The sequence below is a fragment of the Amphritea atlantica genome, assembly GCA_024397875.1.
Taxonomy (GTDB): Bacteria; Pseudomonadota; Gammaproteobacteria; order Pseudomonadales; family Balneatricaceae; genus Amphritea; species Amphritea atlantica_B.
Genome location: CP073344.1, coordinates 2,253,705 through 2,277,484 on the forward strand (window position 1 = coordinate 2,253,705; position 23,780 = coordinate 2,277,484).

Here is a 23,780-nt window from a genome sequence, read left to right on the forward strand (position 1 = left end):
TCCTGCTATAAGGAACGAAGCACTGTATGATCGACACAACGATTACCATTCCCAAAGATCACAAACAGGGTATCAGCTCATTAGAACTAGGGCTAAAAATTCTGGAACACATCGCTGAATATGGCAAGCCAGTTACCCTGAAAGCGCTCGCTGAGCTTGCTGAGATGTCTCCCAGCCGGTTACATAAATATCTGGTCAGTCTGGTAAAACTGGGGTACATCAGTCAGCAAAGTGACTCGAAATACACCCTGGCCACCAGCAGCCTGAAGATCGGCATCTCGGCTTTGCGTCTGATCGACCCGATCCAGAGCGCTTTCCTCTGTGCAGAGAAGCTGCACCGGGAATATGACAGAACCATAACCGTAGCGATCTGGAACGGTAATTGTCCGCTGGTGATTAAATGGCTGGATTCCAGCCGCTCTCTCAACGTTAATATCCGCCTCGGATCACAGCTATCACCTTTTACCTCCGCCTCTGGCCGCATATTTCTGGCGTTTCTGCCGGAACAAAGACGCCTGGAGATCGTCGATGAATTTTTTGACAACCCTCCCGCCCTGCCCAGACATATGGGGCAACCACTGAACAAAAGTGAGTTTATAAAACTGCTTGAGGAGATCAGGGAGGAAAAAGTCTGTCGCTTCAAGCAGGACTATCTGCCGGATATAAACGTCGTCAGTGCACCGATCTTTGATGTTGATAACAATATCAGTTCTATCATCAACCTGCTGGGTCAAACCAGTGACACGCCGGTCGATAAAGGCAGCATCTATGAGCAGGCTGTGCTCCATGCCTGTCAGACGGCCACACAACAGTTAAGAGGCTATATCTGAGCCTTTATTCCAATGCATCAAAAAAGGCACCCTTAGGTGCCTTTATTCTCCTGACCGCTACGACGCAGAGATTTGCAAACCCGTTAATGACTTCTCTTTTTTAACGTTTCTGAGGGCAGTTCGCCGAACATCTTCCGATATTCACTGGAAAAACGTCCCAGATGCATAAAGCCAAAATCCAGGGCGACCTCGGTGACATTACGACATCCACCCTCGCCATCCTGCAACATTTTATGTACATGCATCAGCTTCTGCTGCTTTATATAGTGCATCGGAGTGACTGACTTATGCCGGGCGAAAATATTATAAAGGGTACGCTGACTGACCCGGCTAAGCGTAGCCAGGTCGTCTATGGAAAGATCATCTTTGATGTGGTCTGCGATGTAGCTGTCGATTGCAGAAAAGCAGTGTGGCGCCTCAATCTCATCGGGGATCTGAATATTATTTGAAAAGCAGTCCAGCAGTTTCACCGCCAGAAGGCTGCTGTAGGGCGCCAGTTGCGAGAAGTCTGATTGCGCCGCTTCCGCTTCCATAAAGATCAGTTCGAGCAGGTGGATCAGGGAACGGTGCTCTGCGGTTTTCCGTACTGCATGATCAAACTTCACCCCATCCTTCGGCAGATAGGCGACTTTTTCGGCCAACGCAGAGATCATTACACTTTTGGGGATCTTAACAATCACTTTCTCGCAATCAGCTGAGTAGTTGAGATCGACCCTGTCATTAGGGTTAAGCAGCAGAACCTCTCCGGCACTGACTCTTAAGTCTTTATCCGCCAGACTCCAGTCGCATACGCCACGGGTGACTATCTGCAGATGATAGATATCTTCGAGATCCGCAGACTGTACTCTGACATTACCACCATAGGTTATCCGTGAAAGCGCAACGTCGGAAAAATTACGATGCCAGATTGACGCTTTCCGCTCGCACTCACCCTTAACAGAGATTCTATGGGTTCCAATATGTTGATTGACGTAGTCAGATATAACCTGGGGATCCTGCGCCTGATATATGGCACTCCCCTGCAGCACTTCGTTAAACATCACAGCGTCTCTTTTTTATTATTTATAAATCAGTTTATATATAATAAACAAATAGCTGTCAATTTACCCGCTGTTTCTGTGACTTTAAACTGAATAATTTACATGTTGCAACTCTGACGCTAACACTCATCTCATACATAGCGGTGACCCGAATATGGCATTGCAAAAATCCAGGCCGTCAGCCCCCCGGATTCTGCCCCTCAGGCAGAGGAGATAAACAGCGTCGTTAAATAAGGAAGGTCCTGGTTACGCAGTGGACGTGTGGGCAGAGTTCAAACCGGAAGACAAATCCAGCAGAAAAGCAGTGAGAAAGGCAGTAAAAAAGGGACGGTTCTGTTGCCGCATCTGAGGGGTAATACCTGAAACAATTGTGCCACGACGCTCACCGGAATCACCCGATAGCGTCGCAACAACGTCTGTAACAGTAGTGTGACTTACACGCTCGGTAGCAATTGCGGCGGCATGTAGCTGTTATAGGCAGCACTCTGAATCAGCTGCTTGGCATTTTCGATATCCGGTGAGAAGTAACGATCTTTATCGTAGAAAGGCACCACTTCACGCAGCTGTGCTTTGGCTGCTTCAACCCGCTCTGAAGACTTCAGCGGCGCCCGGAAATCGACCCCCTGACAAGCCGCCAGCAACTCCACCGCCAGAATACCCGCGGTGTTATCCGCCATATCCTTTAACCGGCGAGCGGCGAAGGTGGCCATCGATACATGGTCTTCCTGATTGGCCGAGGTTGGCAGACTGTCAACGCTGGCGGGATGTGCCAGTGACTTGTTCTCAGACGCCAGGGCCGCACCGGTCACCTGAGCGATCATGAAACCAGAGTTAACGCCGCCATTATCAACCAGAAACGGCGGTAATTTGCTCAGATTGGAGTCGATCAATAGCGCCATGCGCCGTTCAGATAACGAGCCGATCTCAGCGATGGCCAGGGCCAGATTATCGGCTACCATGGCGACCGGTTCGGCATGAAAGTTACCGGCGGAGATAAACTCGTCAGTTTCGATAAACACCAACGGATTATCAGACACCGCATTGGCTTCTACCAGCAGGACTTCTGACGCCTGACGGATCTGTTGCAGACAAGCCCCCATGACCTGAGGCTGACAACGCAGTGAATACGGGTCCTGAACTTTCTCACATCCTTCGTGGGAGTCACCAATCTCGGAACGCTCACCCAGCAGATGGCGGTAGGCGTTAGCCGCATCGATCTGGCCCTGCTGACCCCGCACTTCATGTACCCGGGGATCAAACGGCCGACGGCTACCCAGTGCCGCTTCCACGGACAGCGATCCGGATATAATCGCCGCAGCAAACAGATCTTCGGCAGCAAACAGCCCCTGCAGTGCAAATGCGGTAGAGGCCTGCGTACCATTCAGTAGCGCCAATCCCTCTTTAGGTGCCAGAGCGATCGGCTCCAGTCCGGCAATTCGCAGGCCCTCTGCGCCCGACATGCGCTCACCGTTGTAAGTCACCTCACCTTCACCCAGAAGCACTGTGCTCATATGCGCCAGTGGCGCCAGATCGCCGGATGCCCCCACCGAGCCTTTCTGCGGTACACAGGGGTAAACTTCAGCGTTCACCAGTTTGATCAGCGCTTCTATAATTTCCAGACGAATCCCGGAAAAACCGCGTGCCAGCGAGTTGATCTTCAGGGTCATCATCAGCCGCACCGTCGATTCAGACATCAGTTCACCCACCCCAGCAGCATGGGACAGGACAATACTACGCTGCAGCAGCGCCAGGTCTTCAACGGCGATACGGGTGTTGGCCAGCAGACCAAAACCGGTGTTGATACCATAGACGACCCGCCCCGCTTCGATGACCCTTTCAACCGCTGCACTACTGGCATGAATCATTTCGTGGCAGGCCGGGTCGAGAGACAGCGTCACCGGTTCATGGTTAATTCGGCGTAATTCAGCCAGGGAGAGATGCCCTGGTTTAACAGTAAGTTGATACATCAGGATAGTTCCTAAAAAATGATTATCGCCTGCATCGTATCGGGCCTGACAATCATCAGGCCCGCTGAACGATGCACTATTCGTTATAGTTGATTTTCTATTTATTCAGCATCGGCAGATCCAGCCCCTGCTCCCGGGCGCAATCGATGGCTATATCATAACCGGCATCGGCATGACGCATCACACCCGTCCCAGGATCATTGTGCAGTACCCGCGCCAGACGCTTCTCTGCAGCATCACTACCATCGGCAACAATCACCACCCCCGCATGCTGACTGAAGCCCATGCCCACACCACCGCCGTGATGCAGTGACACCCAGGTGGCACCACCGGCGGTATTCAGCAGGGCATTCAGCAGCGGCCAGTCTGAAACCGCATCGGAACCATCCAGCATCGCTTCCGTTTCCCGGTTGGGGCTGGCAACCGAACCCGAATCAAGATGGTCACGACCGATAACCACCGGTGCTTTCAGCTCACCGTTTCTGACCATCTCGTTAAACGCCAGCGCCAGTCGCTGACGATCCTTCAGCCCGACCCAACAGATCCGTGCCGGTAGCCCCTGGAAAGCGATCCTTTCACGGGCCATATCCAGCCAGTTATGCAGATGCGGATCATCCGGAATCAACTCTTTGACTTTCTGATCGGTTTTATAGATATCTTCCGGATCACCGGACAATGCCACCCAGCGGAAGGGACCGATACCCTCGCAGAACAGCGGACGGATATAGGCTGGCACAAACCCGGGGAAGTCAAAGGCGTTCTCGACCCCTTTTTCGAAGGCCATCTGACGGATATTGTTACCATAGTCCGTGGTCGCGGCACCCTGGCTTTGCAGAGCCAGCATCGCCCGCACCTGAAGCGCCATGGACTCTTTTGCCGCATCGACCACCGCCGCTTCATCTTTCAGGCGCATATCGGCTGCGTACTCCAGAGTCCAGCCCTTCGGCAGATACCCGTTGAGCGGATCATGGGCGCTGGTCTGATCGGTCACCACATCTGGTGTGATACCCCGCTCAACCAGTTCCGGGAAGATATCCGCACAGTTGCCCAGCAAGCCCACTGAGACCACTTCGCCACGGGCTTTAGCGGCATCAATCATGCCCAGTGCTTCATCCAGGGTATAGGCTTTTTTATCGACATAACGGGTTCGCAGACGAAAATCGATGCGGGTTTCATCACACTCAACCGTAATACAGGAGAAACCGGCCATGGTTGCCGCCAGCGGCTGAGCACCACCCATGCCGCCCAGACCACCGGTCAGTACCCAACGGCCGGAGGCATCACCGGCAAAGTGCTTCTTGGCCATCGCGGCAAAGGTCTCGTAGGTACCCTGGACAATTCCCTGCGACCCGATATACACCCATGATCCGGCGGTCATCTGGCCATACATCATCAGACCCTGCTTATCCAGTTCATTGAAGTGTTCCCAGGTAGCCCAGTGTGGTACCAGATTGGAGTTGGCGATCAGTACCCGTGGGGCATCCGCATGGGTTTGAAACACCCCCACCGGTTTACCGGACTGAATCAGCAGGGTTTCATCCTCTTCCAGCCGCTGCAGCACCTCAATAATCTTGTCATAGCACGCCCAGTTACGTGCTGCACGACCGATACCACCGTAGACCACCAGATCTTCCGGCTTCTCGGCAACGTCCGGATGCAGATTATTCATCAGCATCCGCATCGGCGCTTCGGTCAGCCAGCTCTTACAGCTCAGTTCGGTTCCGGTCGGCGCTTTAATAATCCGGCTGGCATCATGACGATTTTGATTCATTTTTCTTATCCTCGTTTAACAATACAGTGGAACAGACGCGCAGCAACCCGTGCAGTCCGGTTATCGATATCAAATTCAGGGTTGTACTCGGCAACATCGGCCAGTTTCAGTTTGCCGGACGCCACTACCGTTGCGATCAGGGGCTCGAGTATCTCCAGTCCCACTCCCCGGGCGGCGGGCGCACTGACACCCGGAGCGACTGCTGCCGGCAGCACATCCAGATCAATGGTCAGATAAAGCTGATCACAGTCAGCCATAAACTGTTGTAGCAGCGCCTGTGTTTCAGTCAGGTGGGTAATATCCAGCTCACTGTCTTTACGATAAGTGACATCCAGCTGATCGGCCCGATGGAACAGCGCCGCAGTATTAGACATTTCACTGACACCAAGACAGCAGTATTGAAACGGCCAGTTATTAGCCTGACACTGCTGAGCAATCTGATAGAACGGCGTACCTGAGCTGGCGCCATTACTATCCGGACGCAGATCGAAATGGGCATCAAAGTTGATAATGCCAATTCTGGGCGGGTTGCCGGATGCTGCGCTCTGTGCCTGCAAGTAGTGGCTTAACCCCAACCAGCTGCCATAGGCGACCTCATGACCACCGCCCAGTACAAACGGAAAGTGACCGGCACTGAGACATTCGCTTACCTGATCAGCCAGTGCCTGATGGGCCGCTTCTAACTGTTCGCCCTCGCACACCACATTACCCGCATCCCAGACCGGCCGGGTGAGTGTCCAGGGCAGATTCGCCAGCGAACGGCGTAACAGATCCGGCGCTCGACGAGCGCCGACCCGGCCCTGATTCCGGCGCACACCAGCATCGCTGCAAAAACCGATAATCGCCACACTGTCAGATGTCTCAGCCGCAGTCCCGGCAGTCAGCGGCTGAATCTGCTGATGCAGACGACAGGCCAGTTCAGGCAATTCATCCGTATCGATACGGCCCTTCCAGATAGCATTAAACGCCGTTGAGTATTCAGACATGGGTTATCTTCCCAGCGACGATTCGCTGTCGGATCGGATTGACGCCAAACTGACTGGCCAGTTCAGCCGGATGAGCGATATCCCAGAGCACCATATCGGCTTGCATACCCTGGCGAAGCATACCGATCGCCTGCGCAGAGCCGAGTGCCTGAGCCGCATGACGGGTGACACCTGCGAGAGCCTCTTCAGGCGTCATCCGAAACAAGGTGCAGGCCATATTCATCATCAGTTGCAGGGATGCCAGCGGCGAAGATCCAGGATTCAGGTCAGTGGCAATGGCCATCGGTACCCGATAGTTACGCAGCAGTTCGATCGGCGGCAGCTGGGTTTCCCGCAGAAAATAGAACGCGCCGGGTAACAATGTTGCGACGGTGCCCTGTTCGGCCATCGCCCTGACGCCGGCCTCATCTAACCACTCCAGATGGTCAGCCGACCAGGCACCATAACTGGCGGCCAGTTCCGCCCCGTGCAGATTACTTAACTGTTCAGCATGGGCATGAATGCCCAGTCCGTGCGCACGGGCAGCCCGGAATACCCGGTCGCACTGGGCCGGAGAAAACGCGATAGTCTCGCAGAATACATCCACCGCATCAGCCAGCCCTTCACGGGCCGCCGCAGGAATCAGTTCATTGCACACCAGATCGATATAGCCTTCGGCATCATCGCGAAACTCCGGTGGCAGCGCATGGGCACCCAGCAAAGTCGCCGACACCCTGACCGGGTTATGCTCAACCAGCTGTTTAGCGGCGCGCAGCATATTCAGTTCAGCCGCAACACTGAGACCGTAGCCGGATTTAATCTCAACCGTCGTCACCCCTTCCGCCATCAACGCTTGCAGGCGGGGCTGAGACAGCTCCACCAACTGATCAACCGTAGCCTTACGGGTCGCGTTAACCGTCGCTAAAATACCGCCGCCCTGACGGGCGATCTCTGCATAACTGACCCCCAGCAAGCGCTGTTCAAACTCTTCGGCGCGATTCCCGGCGAACACCAGATGAGTATGAGCATCGATCAGGCCTGGCGTCATCCAGCCACCCCGGGCATCAATCAGCTCAGCAGTCACAGTGGTCAGATCAAGCTCAGACATCGGTGCAATGGCCACGATCTGGCCGTCCCGGACCCCGATCGCCTGATCATTTAAACCCCCATAGGGGGCCTCGACATTCGGATCCAGCGTTGCACAGTTGGCATTGATCCAGATCCTTTCACAGCGTTTAAACACAGAAACACCTCAACAGCACTTTGTATATACATATATATACCACCAAGGGTTGCGGAAACCAAATTATTTTTACTAATACTCCGGGAGCTTAAGCTGAATAGAAGTTAAGAGGATTAAAAACAAACGAGTAACCTATTGAATAACAGAAATAAAAAATAACTATTAGTCAAATAAACAGAGCAGATAAATTTCCGTCAAGGTCCACACGATTTCAATCGGTGGCAGGAGAAAGCTGCTTGAGTTAATCCTAAAGATAGATGAACAGATCAGACATATGTATATACATATATGAAATTCGTAGCTAACAGAAGCCTGCTTACACTATCGTTAACCCGGGTAGTTGGGCGGAGTTGCTGTAAATGTCCTCCGCATTCGGCAATTCAGGCGGGTAAGTGTTAGGAACGGGAATTGGTACGCTTATGGGTACATCAGGACTTAAGTGGAGCCGGAAGAGCTTTTAAAAGTAATGGTCGCGTCTAACGAATGATGCTTTTTACCTGAGTACTCTACCCGGGCAAGCCTAAGGCTAAGCTTTAACCTCACACCCCCAAAGCCGCAACAACCTGAAATGCACTTGTCCGGTGCGGCTTTCAGCCATTATTAACGACATAATCCATCAGAAAAAAAAAAGGTAGATATGCGCAAAACCAGAAAGTCTATACACCCGGTGAAGCAAACGAACGTAATTTATAACGGGTGCCGGGATAGGTCAGGCAGGCGAAGCTGACCAGACGATCATCGGACCAGGTTCGGCGGTTCACCAGCAGGCAGGGGGTATTGGCGTCGATATCCAGCAGTTGCTGCACATTCGGATCCGGCAAAATCGCCTCAACGATATGTTCGACATTGGACACCGGATACATTTTTGACAAATATTCGTGGGGCGTACCGGCGGTGAAATCCTGATTCAGATAATCCGGCAGCAAGCGAGCGATAACAAAACGGTTTTCCAGTTGAATGGGCAGATCGTTTTCGCGATGCACAATCACCGAGCGATACAGAGAGGTGCCCACCGGAACACCCATCTGCATTGCGATCACCTCATCCGCTACCGCTTCCTGCAGTTTGATGACCGAACAGCTGTAACGATGACCCCGCTGCACCACCTCTTCGGCGATATTACGGATATCCACTAGCGGTGATTCAGCTTTAGCATCGGTGACAAAGGTACCCATGCCCGGGTAGCGAACCAGCAGATTTTCCTGTACCAGATCCCTGATCGCTTTATTGACCGTCATCCGGCTGACTTCAAACTGTTTCGCCAGCTCGACTTCTGCAGGAATTTTACTGCCAGAGGTATAGGTCCCCTGCTTGATGCCGTCCAGAATATAGCCTTTGATCTGCTGGTAGCGTGGTCTGTTGCTCACAAGCTCCCTCATCATGGTGCAAAAAAAATTGATTGTATCGGTTCAAACCTCCGTTGTCAGATTTACTTGGTTTCTGAAAAACAGAGGCCGGCAGCATACGCCTGATACGCTATTGCTGATCCCCTACACCGTCTGGACTGCGATCAGCAGATTTCAAATTGCGCTTAACCGTCTAAACGTTCATCATATACACCGTTTTTAACTGTTAACGGTATGCATACAACCATGAGTAATTTCACCGACGTTTCCTTTTTGAACACTGTATTTGGCAATCAGCTGGGTAGCTTAGATAATCCTGACTGGGAAAAAGCAGGTAAGCAACTGCATCTGATTCAGGAGGAACTGGCGGAACTGGTTGAGGGTATTCAGAATAAAGATATGTCTGAAGTACGGGATGCGGTTGCCGATATTCTGGTGGTGACCTACGGTATGGCCCACGTGCTGGGGATTGATGCGGATAAAGATATGTCCGCGGTTCAGCAAAGCAACCTGTCAAAGCTGTGTAAAACGGAAGCTGAGATTGAAGCAACCCTGACCTATTACCGTACAGAGATCGGCCTGGATGTATACAGCGGCGGCGAGCTGCCTAAAGCCTTTATCAAATCGTCAGAAGATCAGACCGGTAAAGATGGCAAGTTCTACCCGGCCCATAAGTTTCTTAAATGCATCAACTGGCATGAACCCAAACTCGACTGATTGAGCAGTCCGGTAATAAAAAAACGGTGCCCTGGAGCACCGTTTTTTTATTACCGGATACGCTTTAGATTATTTATAACGATCATGATTAAAGATAAAGTCACCGCCTTCAGCGCCTTGATGACAAGCGATACAGCCGGTCGGCATTCCTTTGGCTACACGACCGGCTAACGCCATCCCTTTGGGATTATTCATCAACGATCCATCAGGCGCATATTTAGCGTAAAACCAATCATTGTTGTCACTGTCGTAACCCGCTTCCCGACGAAACATCACCGTGATCGCCTGCAAATACTTATCCGGGCTATTAATGACATCCCCGATCATCAGACCATCGCCACCGTAGTTGCGTTTCACCACCAGCTCACCGGTGACATCATGCAAAGTTACTTTCTGCTCCAGCAATTCGAGGATCATGCCATGGGGAGGCATGCCGGTATACGGACGGGTCATAATCGCATCCTTTCCGGCAAGGTTATGTTTTACCATCAAGGCCCACAGGTCTTTGGCATAGTCCACTGAATCATCACCGCCGAACGGGGCTGCAGCAATGGCGGTACAACCCAATAACACCACCGCTGCAGAGAACGTAATTATCTTATTTCTGAATTTCATATCAAAGCTCCTGTAGAACATGAAGCGTCTGAATCAGTCCTTTTTCACACATAGCAGGACGTTGTAGCCAAAGCGTAGTCACGGTTTATGAAACATCACTGAAAATTTGCGCTTTGACCGCGATCACGTAATTACGCTTAACCGGGCTTTATAATTCGCCCCATTTATGGAGCAGCAGGCAGGCTTGTGTCTTTTACTTAGCAACATACCGCTTTTCGCTAGCCATACCGACTAAGAGAATCATCTGGCAGAACTGTTATCCATTTTTTTATTTCTGACGGATGCGCCTTTCTTCCCACTGGCAGGCTTTTTAGCGACAGAGCTTTTAGCTGAAGAACCACTGCGGCTGCGGCTGGCACGCCTTTTCTTAGGCGCAGGACTTAAGGCTTTGAGTGTTTCAGGAATCACTACGTCTGCAGACTGAGCGATCAGCGCGTGAAGACGATCGGTCAGCGGCTGCATAAAACTGCTGTAGCTGCTTTCCTGCTGACTTATTCTGCTCAGTTCAGACTCCCAGAGCGCTGTCATATCCGGGGTCGTGGCACCTTCCGGCAAACAGTCGATCAGGGCACGGCCAACGGTGGTAGAGCGAATCGTTTTTCCCTCTCTGACAAAAAAACCGCGGGTAAACAGAAGTTCGATGATGCCTGCCCGGGTCGCGTCTGTTCCCAGTCCATCGGTCTCTTTCAAAACCTTACGAACTTCGGGGTCGGTCACATACCGGCTGATCCCTGTCATCGCCGCCAGCAGTGTGGCATCGGTAAAATACTTGGGTGGTTGAGTATTTTTCTCTTCCAGCAGGCCGTCCGTGCAGAGTAACGCCTGACCTTCAGCCAAGACCGGAAGTGTGCTGTGCTTTGCTTCCGACGCGGAAAGCAGCTGTTTCCAACCGGAATTCAGTGTTTGGTGAGCCGTGGCGATAAACTGACCGCCAGCGATAGTCAGTTCAACCCGGGTATCGTCATACTCGTAGGGCGCCATAAACTGAGCCAGATAATAACGGCTTACCAGATCATATAGCTGGCTTTCCTGCTGACTCAGAGAGGCAAAATTAGCCTGCCGGGTGGTCGGTATGATGGCGTGATGGGCACTGACCTTCTTATCGTTCCAGGCCGATGAGCGACGGGACGTATCAATCTGCGGCAGAAACGCAGCCAGCGTCTGCTGATTACCGGTAATAGCATTAACCACCTCGGCAGCCTGTGCATAATGCCCCTCCGGCAGGTAGCGACAATCGGAACGGGGATAGGTCAGCAGTTTATGTCGTTCATAAAGCGACTGACAGGTATCAAGCACCGCTTTAGCACTCATACCGAAACGCTTTGCTGCTTCTATCTGCAGAGCTGACAGATTAAAAGGCAGTGGCGCATTTTCCCGTTTACGTTTCTGGGTAAGTTTGACCAGTTCTGCCGGTTGTCCCTTAATCCGGACGATCACATTTTCGGCCAGTTTTCGGTTTAATACCCGGCCCTCATCATCCTGATAGGGCTGACAATTCTCGCTCGGTTTCCAGCGGGCTTTAAAACTTTCCCCAGCCTCGGTCTCAACCAACGCCTGAACCTCATAAAACGGTTTGGAAACAAAGTTCTCAATCTCTTTATCACGACGCACCACCAGACCCAGTAAGGGTGTCTGCACCCGGCCAACCGACAGCACGCCGTTATAACCGGCTTTTCGCCCCTGAATACTGTATGCCCGGGTCAGATTGATGCCGTAGATCCAGTCCGCGCGCGAGCGCGCCAGCGCTGATACAGATAACGGTATAAATTCTGAATTCTGTTTAAGCCCACTAAGTGCAGCGCTGACCGCTTTGGGGTTGAGATCACTGATTAACAGCCGCTGCGCGGTTCTTTTCTTGGTCGCACTGGCGCCCAGATAGTTAATCACCTCATCCACCAGCAGCTGACCTTCGCGATCCGGATCTCCCGCATGAACCAGCTGCTTTGACTGCCGGATCAGCTTACGCAACACCGCGAGTTGAGAGCGGGTCTTACTCCTGGGCTTTAATTTCCACTCATCCGGGATAATCGGCAGATGCTCAAAACGCCAGGGTTTAAAATCAGGATTGTAGTCAGCGGGATCGGCCTGTTCGAGCAGGTGTCCGAGACACCAGCTGACACAGTCGCCATTTCCCAGCTCAATATAGCCATCATTTTTTTTATGGGGTTTAGGTAAGACATCAGCAATAGCCCGGGCCAGGCTGGGCTTCTCAGCAATGTATAGGATCATATCGGAAGAGTACTGGTTAAATATACAGATACGTTATCTTAATATCTTCCGGGACACCAGCATCCTGAGAGAAAAAAAGCAGCCTCAGGCTGCTTTTTGTTGATTAGATTCAATATAGGTCTGTTCAAGGTAGTGGATAATATCCGAAGACTCATACATCCAGCTTACGTTGCCTTCCCCTTCATCAATACGCAGGCACGGCACCTTCAGCTTACCGCCACCCTGCAGCAGCTCAGTGCGATACTCTTCTACTTTTTTAGCATCACGCACCTCAATATTCAGGCCATTACGGCGCAAAGCCCGGCGCACCTTGACGCAAAAAGGACAGGCTTCATATTGATAAAGCGACAGATGCGTGGTGCGAAGATCCAGCTCACGCTGTTGCTCAGGATCCCTCTTAAACGCACGGGGACTGAAAATGAAGTTCAGCAGCAGGATAATCCTGCCCAGAAACCAACGAATAAATGCCACTTTAATAACTCCTCAATTCAGACCGGATAGCAACCGGTTAATTCGCGCGACAGTATACCACTACCCGGCAAAATAATTTCCTTATAAAAAACAGGGCTTAAACTGCAGCTGTTTGATTGTATAATGCTCATTTATGGCTACAATTCGCTGAACTTATCTTTCGCTTACAGGTCTACCCTGTCCAGCTTTACCTGAAAACCAGGTTTCGGTTTTAGGGGGGGGAAAGCTGAACGTCTATATAAACAGGAAAAACATGAATTTGTTAAAACAACTCCCGAGTAAACAAATAGTTGGCTGCCTGCTTGCGCTGTCGCTAACAGCAACGGCGCAAGGGGCAAATTACATCAGTGATGATGTCACTACTTTTTACCGCAGCGGCCCGGGCAACCAATACCGGATTACCGGCGGGATACGCAGCGGCACACCGGTCACAGTTCTGAAGCGCAACGAAAGTACTGATTATCTGCAGATCAGAACGCCTGGCGGTAAAACAGGCTGGATCAGCTCCGACCTGGTCTCAGCAGGTACCAGTCTGACTGAGCGCTTCCCCAAGCTGGAGGAACAACTGAAGCAGAATGAGGCAAGCCTCACAGCTCAGTCCGAAGAGATCGCTGCGCTTAAACAGCAGAATCAGATCCTGTCGGGTGAAAATGCCGGCAATGCGGGTAAGGTTGCTGCCCTTGAGGAGGAAATCGTCAGCCTCAACCGCACTATTAACGGCATGGATGAGAGCAATCTGATGCGCTGGTTCACCTATGGCGGCTTAGTTGCATTCGGAGGGTTACTTCTGGGACTGATGATCCCTTATCTGCCTAAACGCAGAAAGCGCCATGATTCCTGGTAAGCAATGATTAACAAGCTGTTTTAGAACAGCGTTGATCCATTCGATCCAAAAAATCAGGTATTGAAAAGGGTGGCTTCAGGCCACCCTTATCTTTTGCGATTACAACGCTTAACGCTATAACTCTGTATGCAGGTGCTCTTCCAGACACGCGACTAACTGATCATCAGTATCCCGCAGACGCCGGCTGAGATCCCGGGCCATATTCATAAAAATCAGAACATATTGTTCAGGGTCTGCCTGATACACCGAAAACAGCTGATCGGCCTTAACCTCAACCGTCCGGCAGGGTTCCAGAGCTTTCACTATACCGCTACGGGGATAAACACCCAGCAAGGCCATCGCGCCGAAACACTCTCCCGGTAAAAACGAGCGGATCTGATACTGCTGTCCTGACTCACCTACCTTAAACAGGGCCGCGCTACCCGACTCTACGATAAATGAAGAATCGCCCCGCTCTCCTTCAAGAAAGAACGGTTCGCCTGCCTCACGCTCAACGTAGTTGCTACCCTCAAGAATTAACTTAACGATGTCTTCACGCAATCCACCAAATACCGGCATATCTTTAAGCCGGTGGATCGGAATATTTTCTGGCACAGTGCTACCCGTTTATCTCGTTGTGTCTATCATTTTAAACTAAGAAATCTCTTACGATAACCTTTGTCTATCTAAAACATTAAAAAAGGCAATTGGTGTTGTGCCTGGTAAACTGTTTCAATACATTCAAACAGATTTAAGGAGAGCAGGATATGCAACGAATTACTATATTTGGCCGTAAAGGCTGTGGCTTTTGTACCCGTGCAAAACAACTATGCGAAATGAAAAATCTGGACCACCGCTACATCGATATCCACGAAGAGGGTATCACCAAGCAGGATCTGGAAAAAACCGTGGGTAAACCAGTTGATACCGTGCCACAGATCTTTCACGGCCAGGAGCATATCGGCGGCTTCACCGAGCTTGCGGCTTTCCTTGACGAGCAGGAAGCAGCAGTCTGAGACGACCTCTCTTAGCATCCGTATGTCCCGGCAGACTGCCACAGGCGCCAGCTTAAACCGCTGGCCCGTTCAGTCCGCCGGCGACTTCCTTTAATCAGCGTGTCCGTTGTGGCATGCAACACAAACTTAGCTTTTGCTCTGGTGATGCCCGTATAGATCAGCTCCCGCGTTAGCAATGGGCTCTCCTCCGCAGGCAGTATCATCACCACCTGTTCAAACTCCGATCCCTGACTCTTATGCACCGTCATGGCATAGACCGTTTCGTGTTCTGGTAAGCGGCCGGGAAGTACGCCTTTCATGCTGCCATCGGGCAGTTCAAACCAGACCCGCAACTTACCGTCCTGATCCGCAACGGTGATGCCGATATCACCATTATAAAGGCCTAACTGGTAGTCATTACGGGTAATCATCACCGGGCGGCCGCTGTACCAGACACCGGCCACGCTGATCAGTTTCTGCCGCTGCAACTGTTCCTCAATCGCCAGGTTCAACCCCTCAACACCGTATACCCCCTGACGTACCACCGCCAAAAGCTGAATCTGATTAAACGTTTGCAGCAACTGCCCTGGCGATTCGCCATCATGCATTTGCTGCAGATAAGCGGAGTAGCCTCTGGCAACCTCAGCCACCATCTGCTGATAACCGGTTTCAGACAGAGGAACAAAATCGATATCACGCCAGTTTTCACTGAACAACCGGGCCGCCTGCGCTCCGTCACCCCGGTTAACCGCCCTTGCCAACTGGCCAATACCGCTATGCTCATCAAAGCGATAACTTTTTCGCAGCAGCGCCAGGGCATCGGCCACCGGATTATTCCCCGGCACAGAGGGCGGCCCCGGCAGCTCACACACCTGTTGCAGATAGTCCAGCTGCGCCGGACTGTAACAAAGCTCAGCGGAAGGCTCCTGCTGCTGCCAGGCACAGATATCACCCAGCACACTGCCTGCTTCTACCGACGCCAGCTGATCCCGGTCCCCGATCATAACCAGCTGCGCATGCGCGGGCAGCGCATCGAGCAGACGATAGATCATCGGCAGATCGATCATAGAGGCCTCATCAACCACCAGCAGATCAAGATGAAGTGGATTATCCCGGTTATGACGGAAGTTTTTGCTGTCAGGACGTGGCCCCAGCAGCCGGTGCAGTGTCACCGCCTGATCGGGAATCATAGCTCGCACCGCATCGGTTACCGGTAATCCCTGCTGCGCACGCCCCAGAGATTCGCTCAGCCGGGCTGCTGCTTTCCCGGTGGGGGCAGCCAGACGGATCAGCGGTGCATAGCCCATCCGCTCGCTGAACAGTTCGGCATAAAGCCCCAGCAAACGTGCCACCGTCGTGGTTTTACCGGTTCCGGGACCGCCACTAATCACGCTGAAACGACGGCTGAGTGCCACTGCAACCGCCACTTGCTGCCAGTCGGTCTCACCAACATCAGGGGGATTAAACAGTCGCTTTAAGCCTGTCCGAATGGCAACACGATCTGATTCAACCGGCGCGGTGAGGGCTCCGATTCTTGCCGCCACCTGAGTTTCATAGTGCCAGTACCGATAGAGGTAGAGACGGCCGTTACTGTATACCAGCGGAGTTTCATCAGCTCCATCTGAGATCACTGAAAACGACAGCAAACAACTATCAGAGATCCCTGCGAGCAGCTGTTCTGCCTGACTCCGTAGCGCTCCGGGCCAGTTTTCGGTGAGCACAGCATAGCTATTCAGGGGTAAACACACCTCACCACGCCCCAACTGCAGGCTCACCAGCGCAGCCAGCAGGGACAGCTGTTCACTGCTATCGTGAACAGGATTATCCTGCAGCTCTTCCTGGCGAATAAAACGACCAAACTGCAGATCCAGCGGTCTTATCAACTGCAGCTGACGTAACTGTTGCAATAATTCCATTAGTGCCCCTCCCTGAACAACCGGTCCAACTGGTCTATCAGTTCCGCAGGGGGACGACAATGGAACACGCCACTATCGGGAGAACCCGCTCTCATGCCCCGCAGAAACAGATAGAACACCCCGCCAAAATGCGTCTCATACTGGTAGTCGGGTATCCGGCTCTGCAGTAAGCGATGCAACGCCAGCGTATAGAGCTGGTATTGCAGATCATAACGGTGATCGATCATAGCGCTGTCTAACGCCGCACCGCTGTAGAGTTCCGGCCGGTTTCCCAGATGGTTGGATTTATAATCAAGAATGTAATAACGCCCCTGATATTCAAACACCAGGTCGATAAAACCTTTAAGCATACCTCTGAGAGTATCAAACTCCAGCGTCCCCGCCTGTTGAGACAGTGCGTCATACTGGCTGATAATCTGGTTCAGCCTGCCGGCATCCAGTCCTTTGGCCGGCAGCATAAACTCCATCTCCACCAGCCGCTGCCTGTTGCCAATATCCGCCAGACAGGGTGCGCGGTGATCTGACACAGGTCGTTTTGCCGTCAACGGGGTATAGAGCACATCATCCAGCAGCTGATGTAACACCGGTATCCAGCGTGTTTCATAGCCCGCGATCTGACACTTCTGCTCTAATAATCCCTCTAGACCGTTGCGATGGTCGGTAAAATCGATCGACTCAAACAGTTCATGGAGGAAGGTTCCCGCCTGCGCCCCCTTGGGAAAACTGAAAATATCATCGACCGCTTCAACAGGCTCAGTCTCAGGCGCATTTTTCTCATCAATAACCTCCAGATCCAGCCCCGGGAGCGGAGGCGCCGTACTGTGATGACTGACCAGCGCAGAGTAACTGGAGATCCGCCAGTCCCGTTTGAGGCGGCGTTTAAAACTGCGGACGTCACACTGCGGCAAAGGCGCTTCAGGCAGATCGAACAGCCCCCGCTGCTGATCGCCATCGGGCGGTCGGGTAAATGTCATTCGTTTATCAGCACAAAGCTGTTGCAGACGCTCCTGAAGGCCGGTATCGCTATCAGCTCCCTTGAGTAGCAGATAACCCAGAGCGGTGCGGTGCAAACCACTTTTACGGGACTGTCCATCAGCAATACTCGCCAGACCGATATAGCAGCCATACACCGAACGGGTCAGCGCCACATAGAGCAGCCGCAGATCTTCCGCCAGCCGCTCCGTCTCAGCCTGCGCCAGACTGTCCGGATCTTTACGATCCAGATGGAAACAGAGCCGATCATTGTGATCATGGAATAACGGATCGCGGGCTTTCTTAAAGCTGCAGGCAAAGGGCAGATATACCAACGGGTATTCAAGCCCCTTACTTTTGTGCACGGTTATCACAGTAACCAGTCCCGAGTCGCTTTCCAGCCGCAGGCGCTGCTCATCACTTTCGCCATTGGGGTTAAGCAGCTGGTCGCCATACCAGCGCAACAGCGCAGAGACTCCCTCCTGCTCCATACTGGCACGCTGCAGGATCTCGCCCAGATGCAGCAGATCGGTGAGTCTGCGCTCCCCCTGGGGTTGCTGCTGCAGGGTTTCTGCAAGCTGACGCTGACGCATCAGACGCCGCAGCATCGGTAGCACCCCCAGCTGCAACCATTTGTCGCGATAATCGCTGAACTCGGCGATCAACTGCTCCCACAACTGTTCATCACTGCTCAACTGGTCCAGCCAGCTGGCCGGATAGTTCAGCAGCGAAGTCGCCAGCGCGGCCCGCAAACGGCTCTCATCCTGCGGCTCAGCCACCGCCTGTAACAGCAGCAGCAGATCGAACGCTTCGCGACTGCTGAAGACACTGTCCCGGCCACTCAGATAGACACTGTGGATGCCCCGGTCTGAGAGCGCTTCCATCACCGCGGCGGCCTCTCCCCGGTTACGCACCAGGATGGCAATATCGCTGGCTTGCAAAGGCTGCTCGCCGATCAGGGCGGCGCCCTCAGACGCCGCCCGTAACTTACCATCGATATCACAGGCACAGCCCTGAGCCATCTGCTGCAGGTAATCCTGTCTGCTGACAAAATCTTCACCGGAATACCAGAACTGCAGCGCAGCCGGCTCCCGGCCATACAGTGTAAAGGGGGTTTTATCCGCCTTACCCGCTTCCTTAACCGGCAGAAACGGGATGTCATCGTTATAGATAAATGGCGCTTCGCTGTGACTGAACAGCCGGTTAACCGAGGCGATCATCTGTTTTGATGAACGCCAGTTAATCTCCAGCGTATAGTGGTCTGTCACTTCCCGGCGGGCTTTGATATAAGTGAAAATATCCGCGCCGCGAAATCCGTAGATCGCCTGCTTAGGATCACCGATCATAAACAGGCCGCTATCAGCGTTCTCTGGATAGAGGGTGCTGAAAATCCGGTACTGCAGCAGGTCCGTATCCTGAAACTCATCAATCATCGCCACCGGAAACTGTTTATTGATGGCGCTTGCCAGCAGCCCGCTACGATCCTGCTGCAGCGCTGCATCCAGATGGCTGAGCAGATCATCAAATGAGAGCAGGCGGTAATCCTGCTTGAACTTATGAAAGCGCTGCTCTACCCGCTCGCGGATATAGGTCAGCAGCAGTTCACGTAGTGGCAGACGATGTTCAAAAAACGCCTCACACAGTTCGAATAACGGGTGCTCAGGCACTTTTTTCCCGGCCGGCGTTTTGTCCGCCAACAGTGACTGACAAAACTTACCGATCTCGGTTTCCGGCAGCGTCCGGCTCTCCCCCCGGGCATAGCGGTAGATCGCTTCCAGCCAGTTAGGCACAGAGGTCTTGCGATAGCTGTTTTTATTCACCCCGGAGGCCTGAATCAATTCCGCAAGATCGATCTCAGCCCGCTCCAGATGATCCAGCCACTGTTGTCGAAAAACCTCCAACCACGCCTGACTTTCCTGCCACTGCTGCAGCAAATTAGTCGTATCAAGTCGGGGAATCAGTTGCAGCTCCGGTCTGCCCAGCAGCGGTTTGAGTTCGGTCTGCAGTTTATCCGGCCCTTGCCAGACCTGCTGAATCGCTTCACTCAGCTCATTATCGGCGGGATAGATCAACTCACGCCAGCAATCCAGTAATGCCTGACGTAACAGCGGGCCGGTGTCAGTGATCAGTTCCGTTTCGAACAGGCTGCCGCTTTCAAAGGCATGCTGACGCAGCATGCGCTGGCAGAAACCATGAATGGTGAAGATAGCCGCTTCATCCATCTGGCGGCTGGCATACTCAAGTAATCGGGCTGAACGCTGCAGATCATCCTGTCGCTCAGCCAGTTGCTGTAAAAAGGGATCACTGGTTGCAGCGCCGCGAAACACCAGACAGGCATCCTGTATACGGCTGCGGATCCGGTCCCGCAGCTCCTCTGTTGCCGCTTCGGTAAACGTCACCACCAGAATCTGATCGACCCGCAGAGCAGACTCCGGCTCATCGGTGCCCAACAACAGACGCAGATACAACGCGGTAATCGTATAGGTTTTACCGGTACCGGCACTGGCTTCGATCAGACGACGTCCGGACAGCGGAAAACGCAGCGGATCGAGGATCTTTACCTTACTCATCATCCGGCTCCCCGTCACCCTGCTGCAACGCCAGGGCTAACGGCCGGTACAGCAACTCTGACAGCGCCACAAAACGCGGTCCCAGCGAACTGTAATCAGGATAGACCCGGTTAATATAGAGATCGCGGGACTCGCCCAGCTGCGTATAAGAATCGATGTTAAAGCACTTCTGCGCTTCCATCACCGCCTTATCCTGATCTTTTTCCAGTGTTTTCGATTCCAGTATCCAGGCGGTATCCGCAGGAAGCGGGAGGGGTTCACAGAGCCCCTGCCGATAGGCGTTGAGCCATTCCTGAAGATAATCCAGCGCCCGCCCCTGTTCCAGAGGGTCAAACCAGTGACGGCCATTGAGCCCGAAAAAGTATGACTGCAACCGGTAACCGCTGGCACACAGCACCAGATGCTCGAGCCATAACTGAACCATATCCCGTCCCTTGGCATTGGCTGCCCGATAACGCACCAGTGCGCCCGGGTAAACCCCTGTTAGCCAGCCATTCAGCGGAATCCCCGCGATAATAAGCTGGCACTCTATACGCTCAGGGGCATTAATATAGGGGCGGATCTTATCCGCCATTTCCTGACAATCATGGCGTAGTTTGCGGGTTTGTAACTCCGCGGCAATACCCACCGGCAATTGCCCTGAAGCAACCATCCGCTCAAAACACTGATGCTGTTGCTCATTGATAGAGGCATCCAGCAATTGCTGCTTCAACTGATAGAGGCTCAGGCCGTCAAGCTGGAACGGCTCTTCATCCTGCAGCTCAACCCCAGCGCTATTGAAAAAGACTTTCAGTCGTCGCTGGAAGAAGTGCTTCACCGGGTTGCGGGCGAACGCGAGCAGATCTGTCAGTTCCAGATCCTCCAGTGGCTCCGCCACGAGCGGCCGGGTCATAAAGCTTTGCTCTGTATTGCCCTGCTGACGGAGCAACGGCAACCACTCCTCAGCATAACTGAACAGAGACGATTCAGGGGTAAAGTAGCGATCACTAAAGGGTTGCAGCGGGTGTTCGGTCAGCAGCTGCTGTTGCAGCGTAGCATTGTCAGAATCGCTGTCCAGTCGGTAATTCTGCTGACAGTACTCCATCAGCTCGCTTACCAGCACCGAAGGCACTTTAGGGCTGTTATCCTGAACACTGCGACCGATATAGCTGATATACAGCGTCTGCCGGGCGGACAGTAGTGCTTCGAGAAACAGATAGCGATCATCATCCCGCCGGGATCGATCTCCGCGACGGGGATGCTCCGCCATCAGGTCAAACCCCATCGGCGGTATGGCACGGGGATAAACTCCATCATTCATCCCCAGTAAACAGACCACCCGAAAGGGGATCGAGCGCATCGGCATCAGGGTACAGAAGTTAACTGCACCAACCATAAACCGCTGACTGGCACGACTACTGCCCAACTCCGCGGTCAGATAATCACGCATAATTGCCCAGCTGAGTGGTTGCTGATAATGGCTATCGCTGAGCTGTTGCTGCAACTGCTCCAGCACCTGACGAATCTGGCTGAGCAGAATCTCATCCTGTTCGTCGGGCTGATAGGCCCGCTGCAGAATATCGTTGATCACCTCAAACCAGCCGGCCACCGGCTTTTCCTGCTGCAACCGTTCACAACAGAACTCCAGCAGTTCGACAAACTCCGCCAGCTGGCCCAGGTCCTCGGCCTCCAGCCCTTCAATTTCAGCGTAGGGATCGATGCCATGCCACAAAGAGTCACTCTGCCCCATGGCAAACCCGGCCAGCATCCGGCGTAAACCAAAGCGCCAGCTATTCTGCTCAAACGGGGGCAAGCCCTGCCGAACGCGCTGATCCGCATCGATGCCCCAGCGGATCTGACAGGCTTCAATCCAGCGGCAGATACGCTCAAACCGGTCACTGTCCAGATTAAACTGACGCAATACGGCGGGTACTTCAAGAATTTCCAGTACTTCAGACACCGTTACCCGGCTTTCTGGCAGACCCAGCAAGCGCAGAAAACTCTGTAACAGCGGACTTTCCTGCTGCAATGTCCGGTCGGAAATGGAGAACGGAATGTAACGATCAAAGGGCGCATTACCAAAGACCGCTTCAATATAGGGCGCATAGGCCGCCACATCGGGCATCATGATGATAATATCCCGGGGGGAGAGATCCGCGTGCTCGTCCAGCATCGCCAGCAATTGGTCATAGAGTATCTCGACTTCCCGCAACGGGCTGTGAGCACTATGCAACTGCAATGACCGGTCTTCCGCCGGCAACACCCTCTTCTGCTCAGCATCGAGCACTCTCTCCGATGAGGGATCGTCAAGTTCCAGAATATCCTGCTGCACCGATTGCAATAGCGATGTACGTTCACAATCCTCGAACAGTTCGATCTCAGGCGCCGCCAGGTCCTGTATCTGATGCAGGTAATCACGACCCAGTTTGCCCATTGATGAGAGTAGCGGATTACCGTGACTGTGGTAACTTTCCGCCAGCGCAGCGACACTCATACCGGGCTTGGATAACCAGCGCTGATTGATCCGGGCAAGGTATTTAGGATCAACAATATCACCCCAATAGTACTTGCAGGGATTACACACCATCAGGTGAACATCAATCCGCTGACCCAGCGCCTGCAAAGCCTCAACAAAGTTTTGCGGTAGTGCCGAGATACCAAAGACAAACAACCGCGCGGGAAGCTCAGTGTGATCAAACTTACCGGCATTCAGCGCCGCCACAAAGCCATTAAACATATTACCCCGGTGCCAGTGAGATAAACCCAGCCCGAGAATATGCTGCTGCAGTGTACGCCAGAGAATCGGCTGCCAGGGTTGCGAAGCGGTGATATCCGGCAGATCATCACCACTTTCCCAGCTGGCGATCCACTCAGGCCGGTACACCAGATACTGGTCGAAAATATCCGCAACCTTGCCACACAGCTGATACAGTTTGTACTGTCCCTCATCCTGCTCCAGATAACGCTGCAACGGGGCAAACTCTGTTTGGCTGAGCTGCTGAGGCAGCAATTCCATCAACCCCCAGGTCAATGCCTCTTTATTAAAAGCGGAACGAGCCGGGACATCTTCAAGTACTGCAGTGAAACTGCTCCAGAGAAAGCTGGCTGGCAGGGGAAAATCGATATTCGCCGCAATCCCGAGCGTGTCAGCCAGTTCCAGTTTGAGCCATTGCGCCATGCCGGGGCTTTGCACCAGAATCGTTTCGGGCTGAAAGGGGTCGCTCAAGGGGTGTCGGCTGATCAGCCGTACCAACAGATCTTTTTGCAGATCAAGCTTATTGGAATGATAGATCTGAAACATTCAGCCCGCCCTGTGTAATCCTTTGATTTT

The 23,780-nt window shown here is 52.9% G+C and carries 17 protein-coding genes; 4 read left to right on the plus strand and 13 right to left on the minus strand.

Going from position 1 to position 23,780, the window contains the following annotated elements:
• Positions 1 to 26: 26 nt before the first annotated feature.
• Complete coding sequence (locus KDX31_10370) at positions 27 to 830, plus strand: IclR family transcriptional regulator (GenBank protein ID UTW01782.1); 804 nt, start codon at positions 27 to 29, stop codon at positions 828 to 830.
• Between the two features lie 83 nt (positions 831 to 913).
• On the opposite strand, the gene KDX31_10375 is transcribed toward KDX31_10370, so the two are convergent.
• The 6 genes from KDX31_10375 to hutC form a co-directional block, all read right to left on the minus strand.
• On the minus strand, positions 914 to 1,870 hold the full coding sequence (locus KDX31_10375) for an AraC family transcriptional regulator (GenBank protein UTW01783.1): 957 nt from the start codon (positions 1,868 to 1,870) through the stop codon (positions 914 to 916).
• A 434-nt stretch (positions 1,871 to 2,304) separates the two neighbouring features.
• A complete protein-coding gene (gene hutH, locus KDX31_10380) occupies positions 2,305 to 3,837 on the minus strand; it encodes a histidine ammonia-lyase (protein UTW01784.1) in 1,533 nt (510 codons plus the stop codon).
• A 97-nt stretch (positions 3,838 to 3,934) separates the two neighbouring features.
• Positions 3,935 to 5,608: a urocanate hydratase gene (gene hutU / locus KDX31_10385; protein ID UTW01785.1), complete on the minus strand. Its 1,674-nt coding sequence runs from the start codon at positions 5,606 to 5,608 to the stop codon at positions 3,935 to 3,937.
• Positions 5,609 to 5,613: 5 nt separating this feature from the next.
• A complete protein-coding gene (locus KDX31_10390) occupies positions 5,614 to 6,594 on the minus strand; it encodes a formimidoylglutamase (GenBank protein UTW01786.1) in 981 nt (326 codons plus the stop codon).
• Positions 6,587 to 7,795, minus strand: coding sequence for an imidazolonepropionase (gene hutI, locus KDX31_10395; GenBank protein UTW05367.1), 1,209 nt, complete (start codon positions 7,793 to 7,795; stop codon positions 6,587 to 6,589). The genes KDX31_10390 and hutI overlap by 8 nt, the downstream gene beginning before the upstream one ends.
• A 677-nt stretch (positions 7,796 to 8,472) precedes the next feature.
• Complete coding sequence (gene hutC / locus KDX31_10400; GenBank protein ID UTW01787.1) at positions 8,473 to 9,183, minus strand: histidine utilization repressor; 711 nt, start codon at positions 9,181 to 9,183, stop codon at positions 8,473 to 8,475.
• A 225-nt stretch (positions 9,184 to 9,408) separates the two neighbouring features.
• Here hutC and KDX31_10405 point away from each other — a divergent pair, with 225 nt between their 5' ends.
• Positions 9,409 to 9,879: a nucleoside triphosphate pyrophosphohydrolase family protein gene (locus KDX31_10405; protein ID UTW01788.1), complete on the plus strand. Its 471-nt coding sequence runs from the start codon at positions 9,409 to 9,411 to the stop codon at positions 9,877 to 9,879.
• 69 nt (positions 9,880 to 9,948) lie between these two features.
• Here KDX31_10405 and KDX31_10410 read toward each other — a convergent pair whose 3' ends face one another.
• The 3 genes from KDX31_10410 to KDX31_10420 all read right to left on the minus strand — a co-directional run bounded on the left by KDX31_10410 (position 9,949) and on the right by KDX31_10420 (position 13,194).
• Complete coding sequence (locus KDX31_10410) at positions 9,949 to 10,494, minus strand: cytochrome P460 family protein (GenBank protein ID UTW01789.1); 546 nt, start codon at positions 10,492 to 10,494, stop codon at positions 9,949 to 9,951.
• Between the two features lie 240 nt (positions 10,495 to 10,734).
• Complete coding sequence (locus tag KDX31_10415; protein UTW01790.1) at positions 10,735 to 12,723, minus strand: DNA topoisomerase III; 1,989 nt, start codon at positions 12,721 to 12,723, stop codon at positions 10,735 to 10,737.
• An 84-nt stretch (positions 12,724 to 12,807) separates the two neighbouring features.
• The gene (locus tag KDX31_10420; protein ID UTW01791.1) at positions 12,808 to 13,194 is read right to left on the minus strand and encodes a glutathione S-transferase N-terminal domain-containing protein; all 387 of its coding nucleotides are present in this window, start codon (positions 13,192 to 13,194) and stop codon (positions 12,808 to 12,810) included.
• Between the two features lie 253 nt (positions 13,195 to 13,447).
• On the opposite strand from KDX31_10420, the gene KDX31_10425 reads away from it, so the two are divergent.
• The gene (locus KDX31_10425; GenBank protein UTW01792.1) at positions 13,448 to 14,038 is read left to right on the plus strand and encodes a TIGR04211 family SH3 domain-containing protein; all 591 of its coding nucleotides are present in this window, start codon (positions 13,448 to 13,450) and stop codon (positions 14,036 to 14,038) included.
• A 114-nt stretch (positions 14,039 to 14,152) separates the two neighbouring features.
• Here the strand turns inward: KDX31_10425 and KDX31_10430 are convergent, their stop codons facing one another.
• A complete protein-coding gene (locus KDX31_10430; GenBank protein UTW01793.1) occupies positions 14,153 to 14,632 on the minus strand; it encodes a Crp/Fnr family transcriptional regulator in 480 nt (159 codons plus the stop codon).
• A gap of 152 nt (positions 14,633 to 14,784) precedes the next feature.
• Here KDX31_10430 and KDX31_10435 point away from each other — a divergent pair, with 152 nt between their 5' ends.
• A complete protein-coding gene (locus tag KDX31_10435) occupies positions 14,785 to 15,033 on the plus strand; it encodes a GrxA family glutaredoxin (GenBank protein ID UTW01794.1) in 249 nt (82 codons plus the stop codon).
• Positions 15,034 to 15,044: 11 nt separating this feature from the next.
• On the opposite strand, the gene recD is transcribed toward KDX31_10435, so the two are convergent.
• From recD to recC, 3 genes are read right to left on the minus strand one after another with little or no spacing between them, the layout of a single operon-like run.
• Positions 15,045 to 16,928 (minus strand): exodeoxyribonuclease V subunit alpha, encoded by a 1,884-nt coding sequence (gene recD, locus KDX31_10440; protein ID UTW01795.1) that lies wholly within the window; start codon positions 16,926 to 16,928, stop codon positions 15,045 to 15,047.
• A complete protein-coding gene (gene recB / locus KDX31_10445; GenBank protein UTW01796.1) occupies positions 16,928 to 20,470 on the minus strand; it encodes an exodeoxyribonuclease V subunit beta in 3,543 nt (1,180 codons plus the stop codon). Before recB ends, recD begins: the two co-directional genes overlap by 1 nt.
• Positions 20,463 to 23,750, minus strand: a complete 3,288-nt coding sequence (gene recC, locus KDX31_10450; protein UTW01797.1) for an exodeoxyribonuclease V subunit gamma — start codon at positions 23,748 to 23,750, stop codon at positions 20,463 to 20,465. The genes recB and recC overlap by 8 nt, the downstream gene beginning before the upstream one ends.
• Between the last annotated feature and the right edge of the window lie 30 nt (positions 23,751 to 23,780).

What these genes read in the sequence shown, in the direction of transcription:
- recC (UTW01797.1), bottom strand. Translation starts at nt 23,750, where the DNA reads ATGTTTCAGATCTATCATTCCAATAAGCTTGATCTGCAAAAAGATCTG.
- KDX31_10370 (UTW01782.1), top strand. Translation starts at nt 27, where the DNA reads ATGATCGACACAACGATTACCATTCCCAAAGATCACAAACAGGGTATC.
- recD (UTW01795.1), bottom strand. Translation starts at nt 16,928, where the DNA reads ATGGAATTATTGCAACAGTTACGTCAGCTGCAGTTGATAAGACCGCTG.
- KDX31_10415 (UTW01790.1), bottom strand. Translation starts at nt 12,723, where the DNA reads ATGATCCTATACATTGCTGAGAAGCCCAGCCTGGCCCGGGCTATTGCT.
- hutU (UTW01785.1), bottom strand. Translation starts at nt 5,608, where the DNA reads ATGAATCAAAATCGTCATGATGCCAGCCGGATTATTAAAGCGCCGACC.
- KDX31_10435 (UTW01794.1), top strand. Translation starts at nt 14,785, where the DNA reads ATGCAACGAATTACTATATTTGGCCGTAAAGGCTGTGGCTTTTGTACC.
- hutH (UTW01784.1), bottom strand. Translation starts at nt 3,837, where the DNA reads ATGTATCAACTTACTGTTAAACCAGGGCATCTCTCCCTGGCTGAATTA.
- recB (UTW01796.1), bottom strand. Translation starts at nt 20,470, where the DNA reads ATGAGTAAGGTAAAGATCCTCGATCCGCTGCGTTTTCCGCTGTCCGGA.
- KDX31_10375 (UTW01783.1), bottom strand. Translation starts at nt 1,870, where the DNA reads ATGTTTAACGAAGTGCTGCAGGGGAGTGCCATATATCAGGCGCAGGAT.
- KDX31_10425 (UTW01792.1), top strand. Translation starts at nt 13,448, where the DNA reads ATGAATTTGTTAAAACAACTCCCGAGTAAACAAATAGTTGGCTGCCTG.
- KDX31_10390 (UTW01786.1), bottom strand. Translation starts at nt 6,594, where the DNA reads ATGTCTGAATACTCAACGGCGTTTAATGCTATCTGGAAGGGCCGTATC.
- KDX31_10405 (UTW01788.1), top strand. Translation starts at nt 9,409, where the DNA reads ATGAGTAATTTCACCGACGTTTCCTTTTTGAACACTGTATTTGGCAAT.
- KDX31_10410 (UTW01789.1), bottom strand. Translation starts at nt 10,494, where the DNA reads ATGAAATTCAGAAATAAGATAATTACGTTCTCTGCAGCGGTGGTGTTA.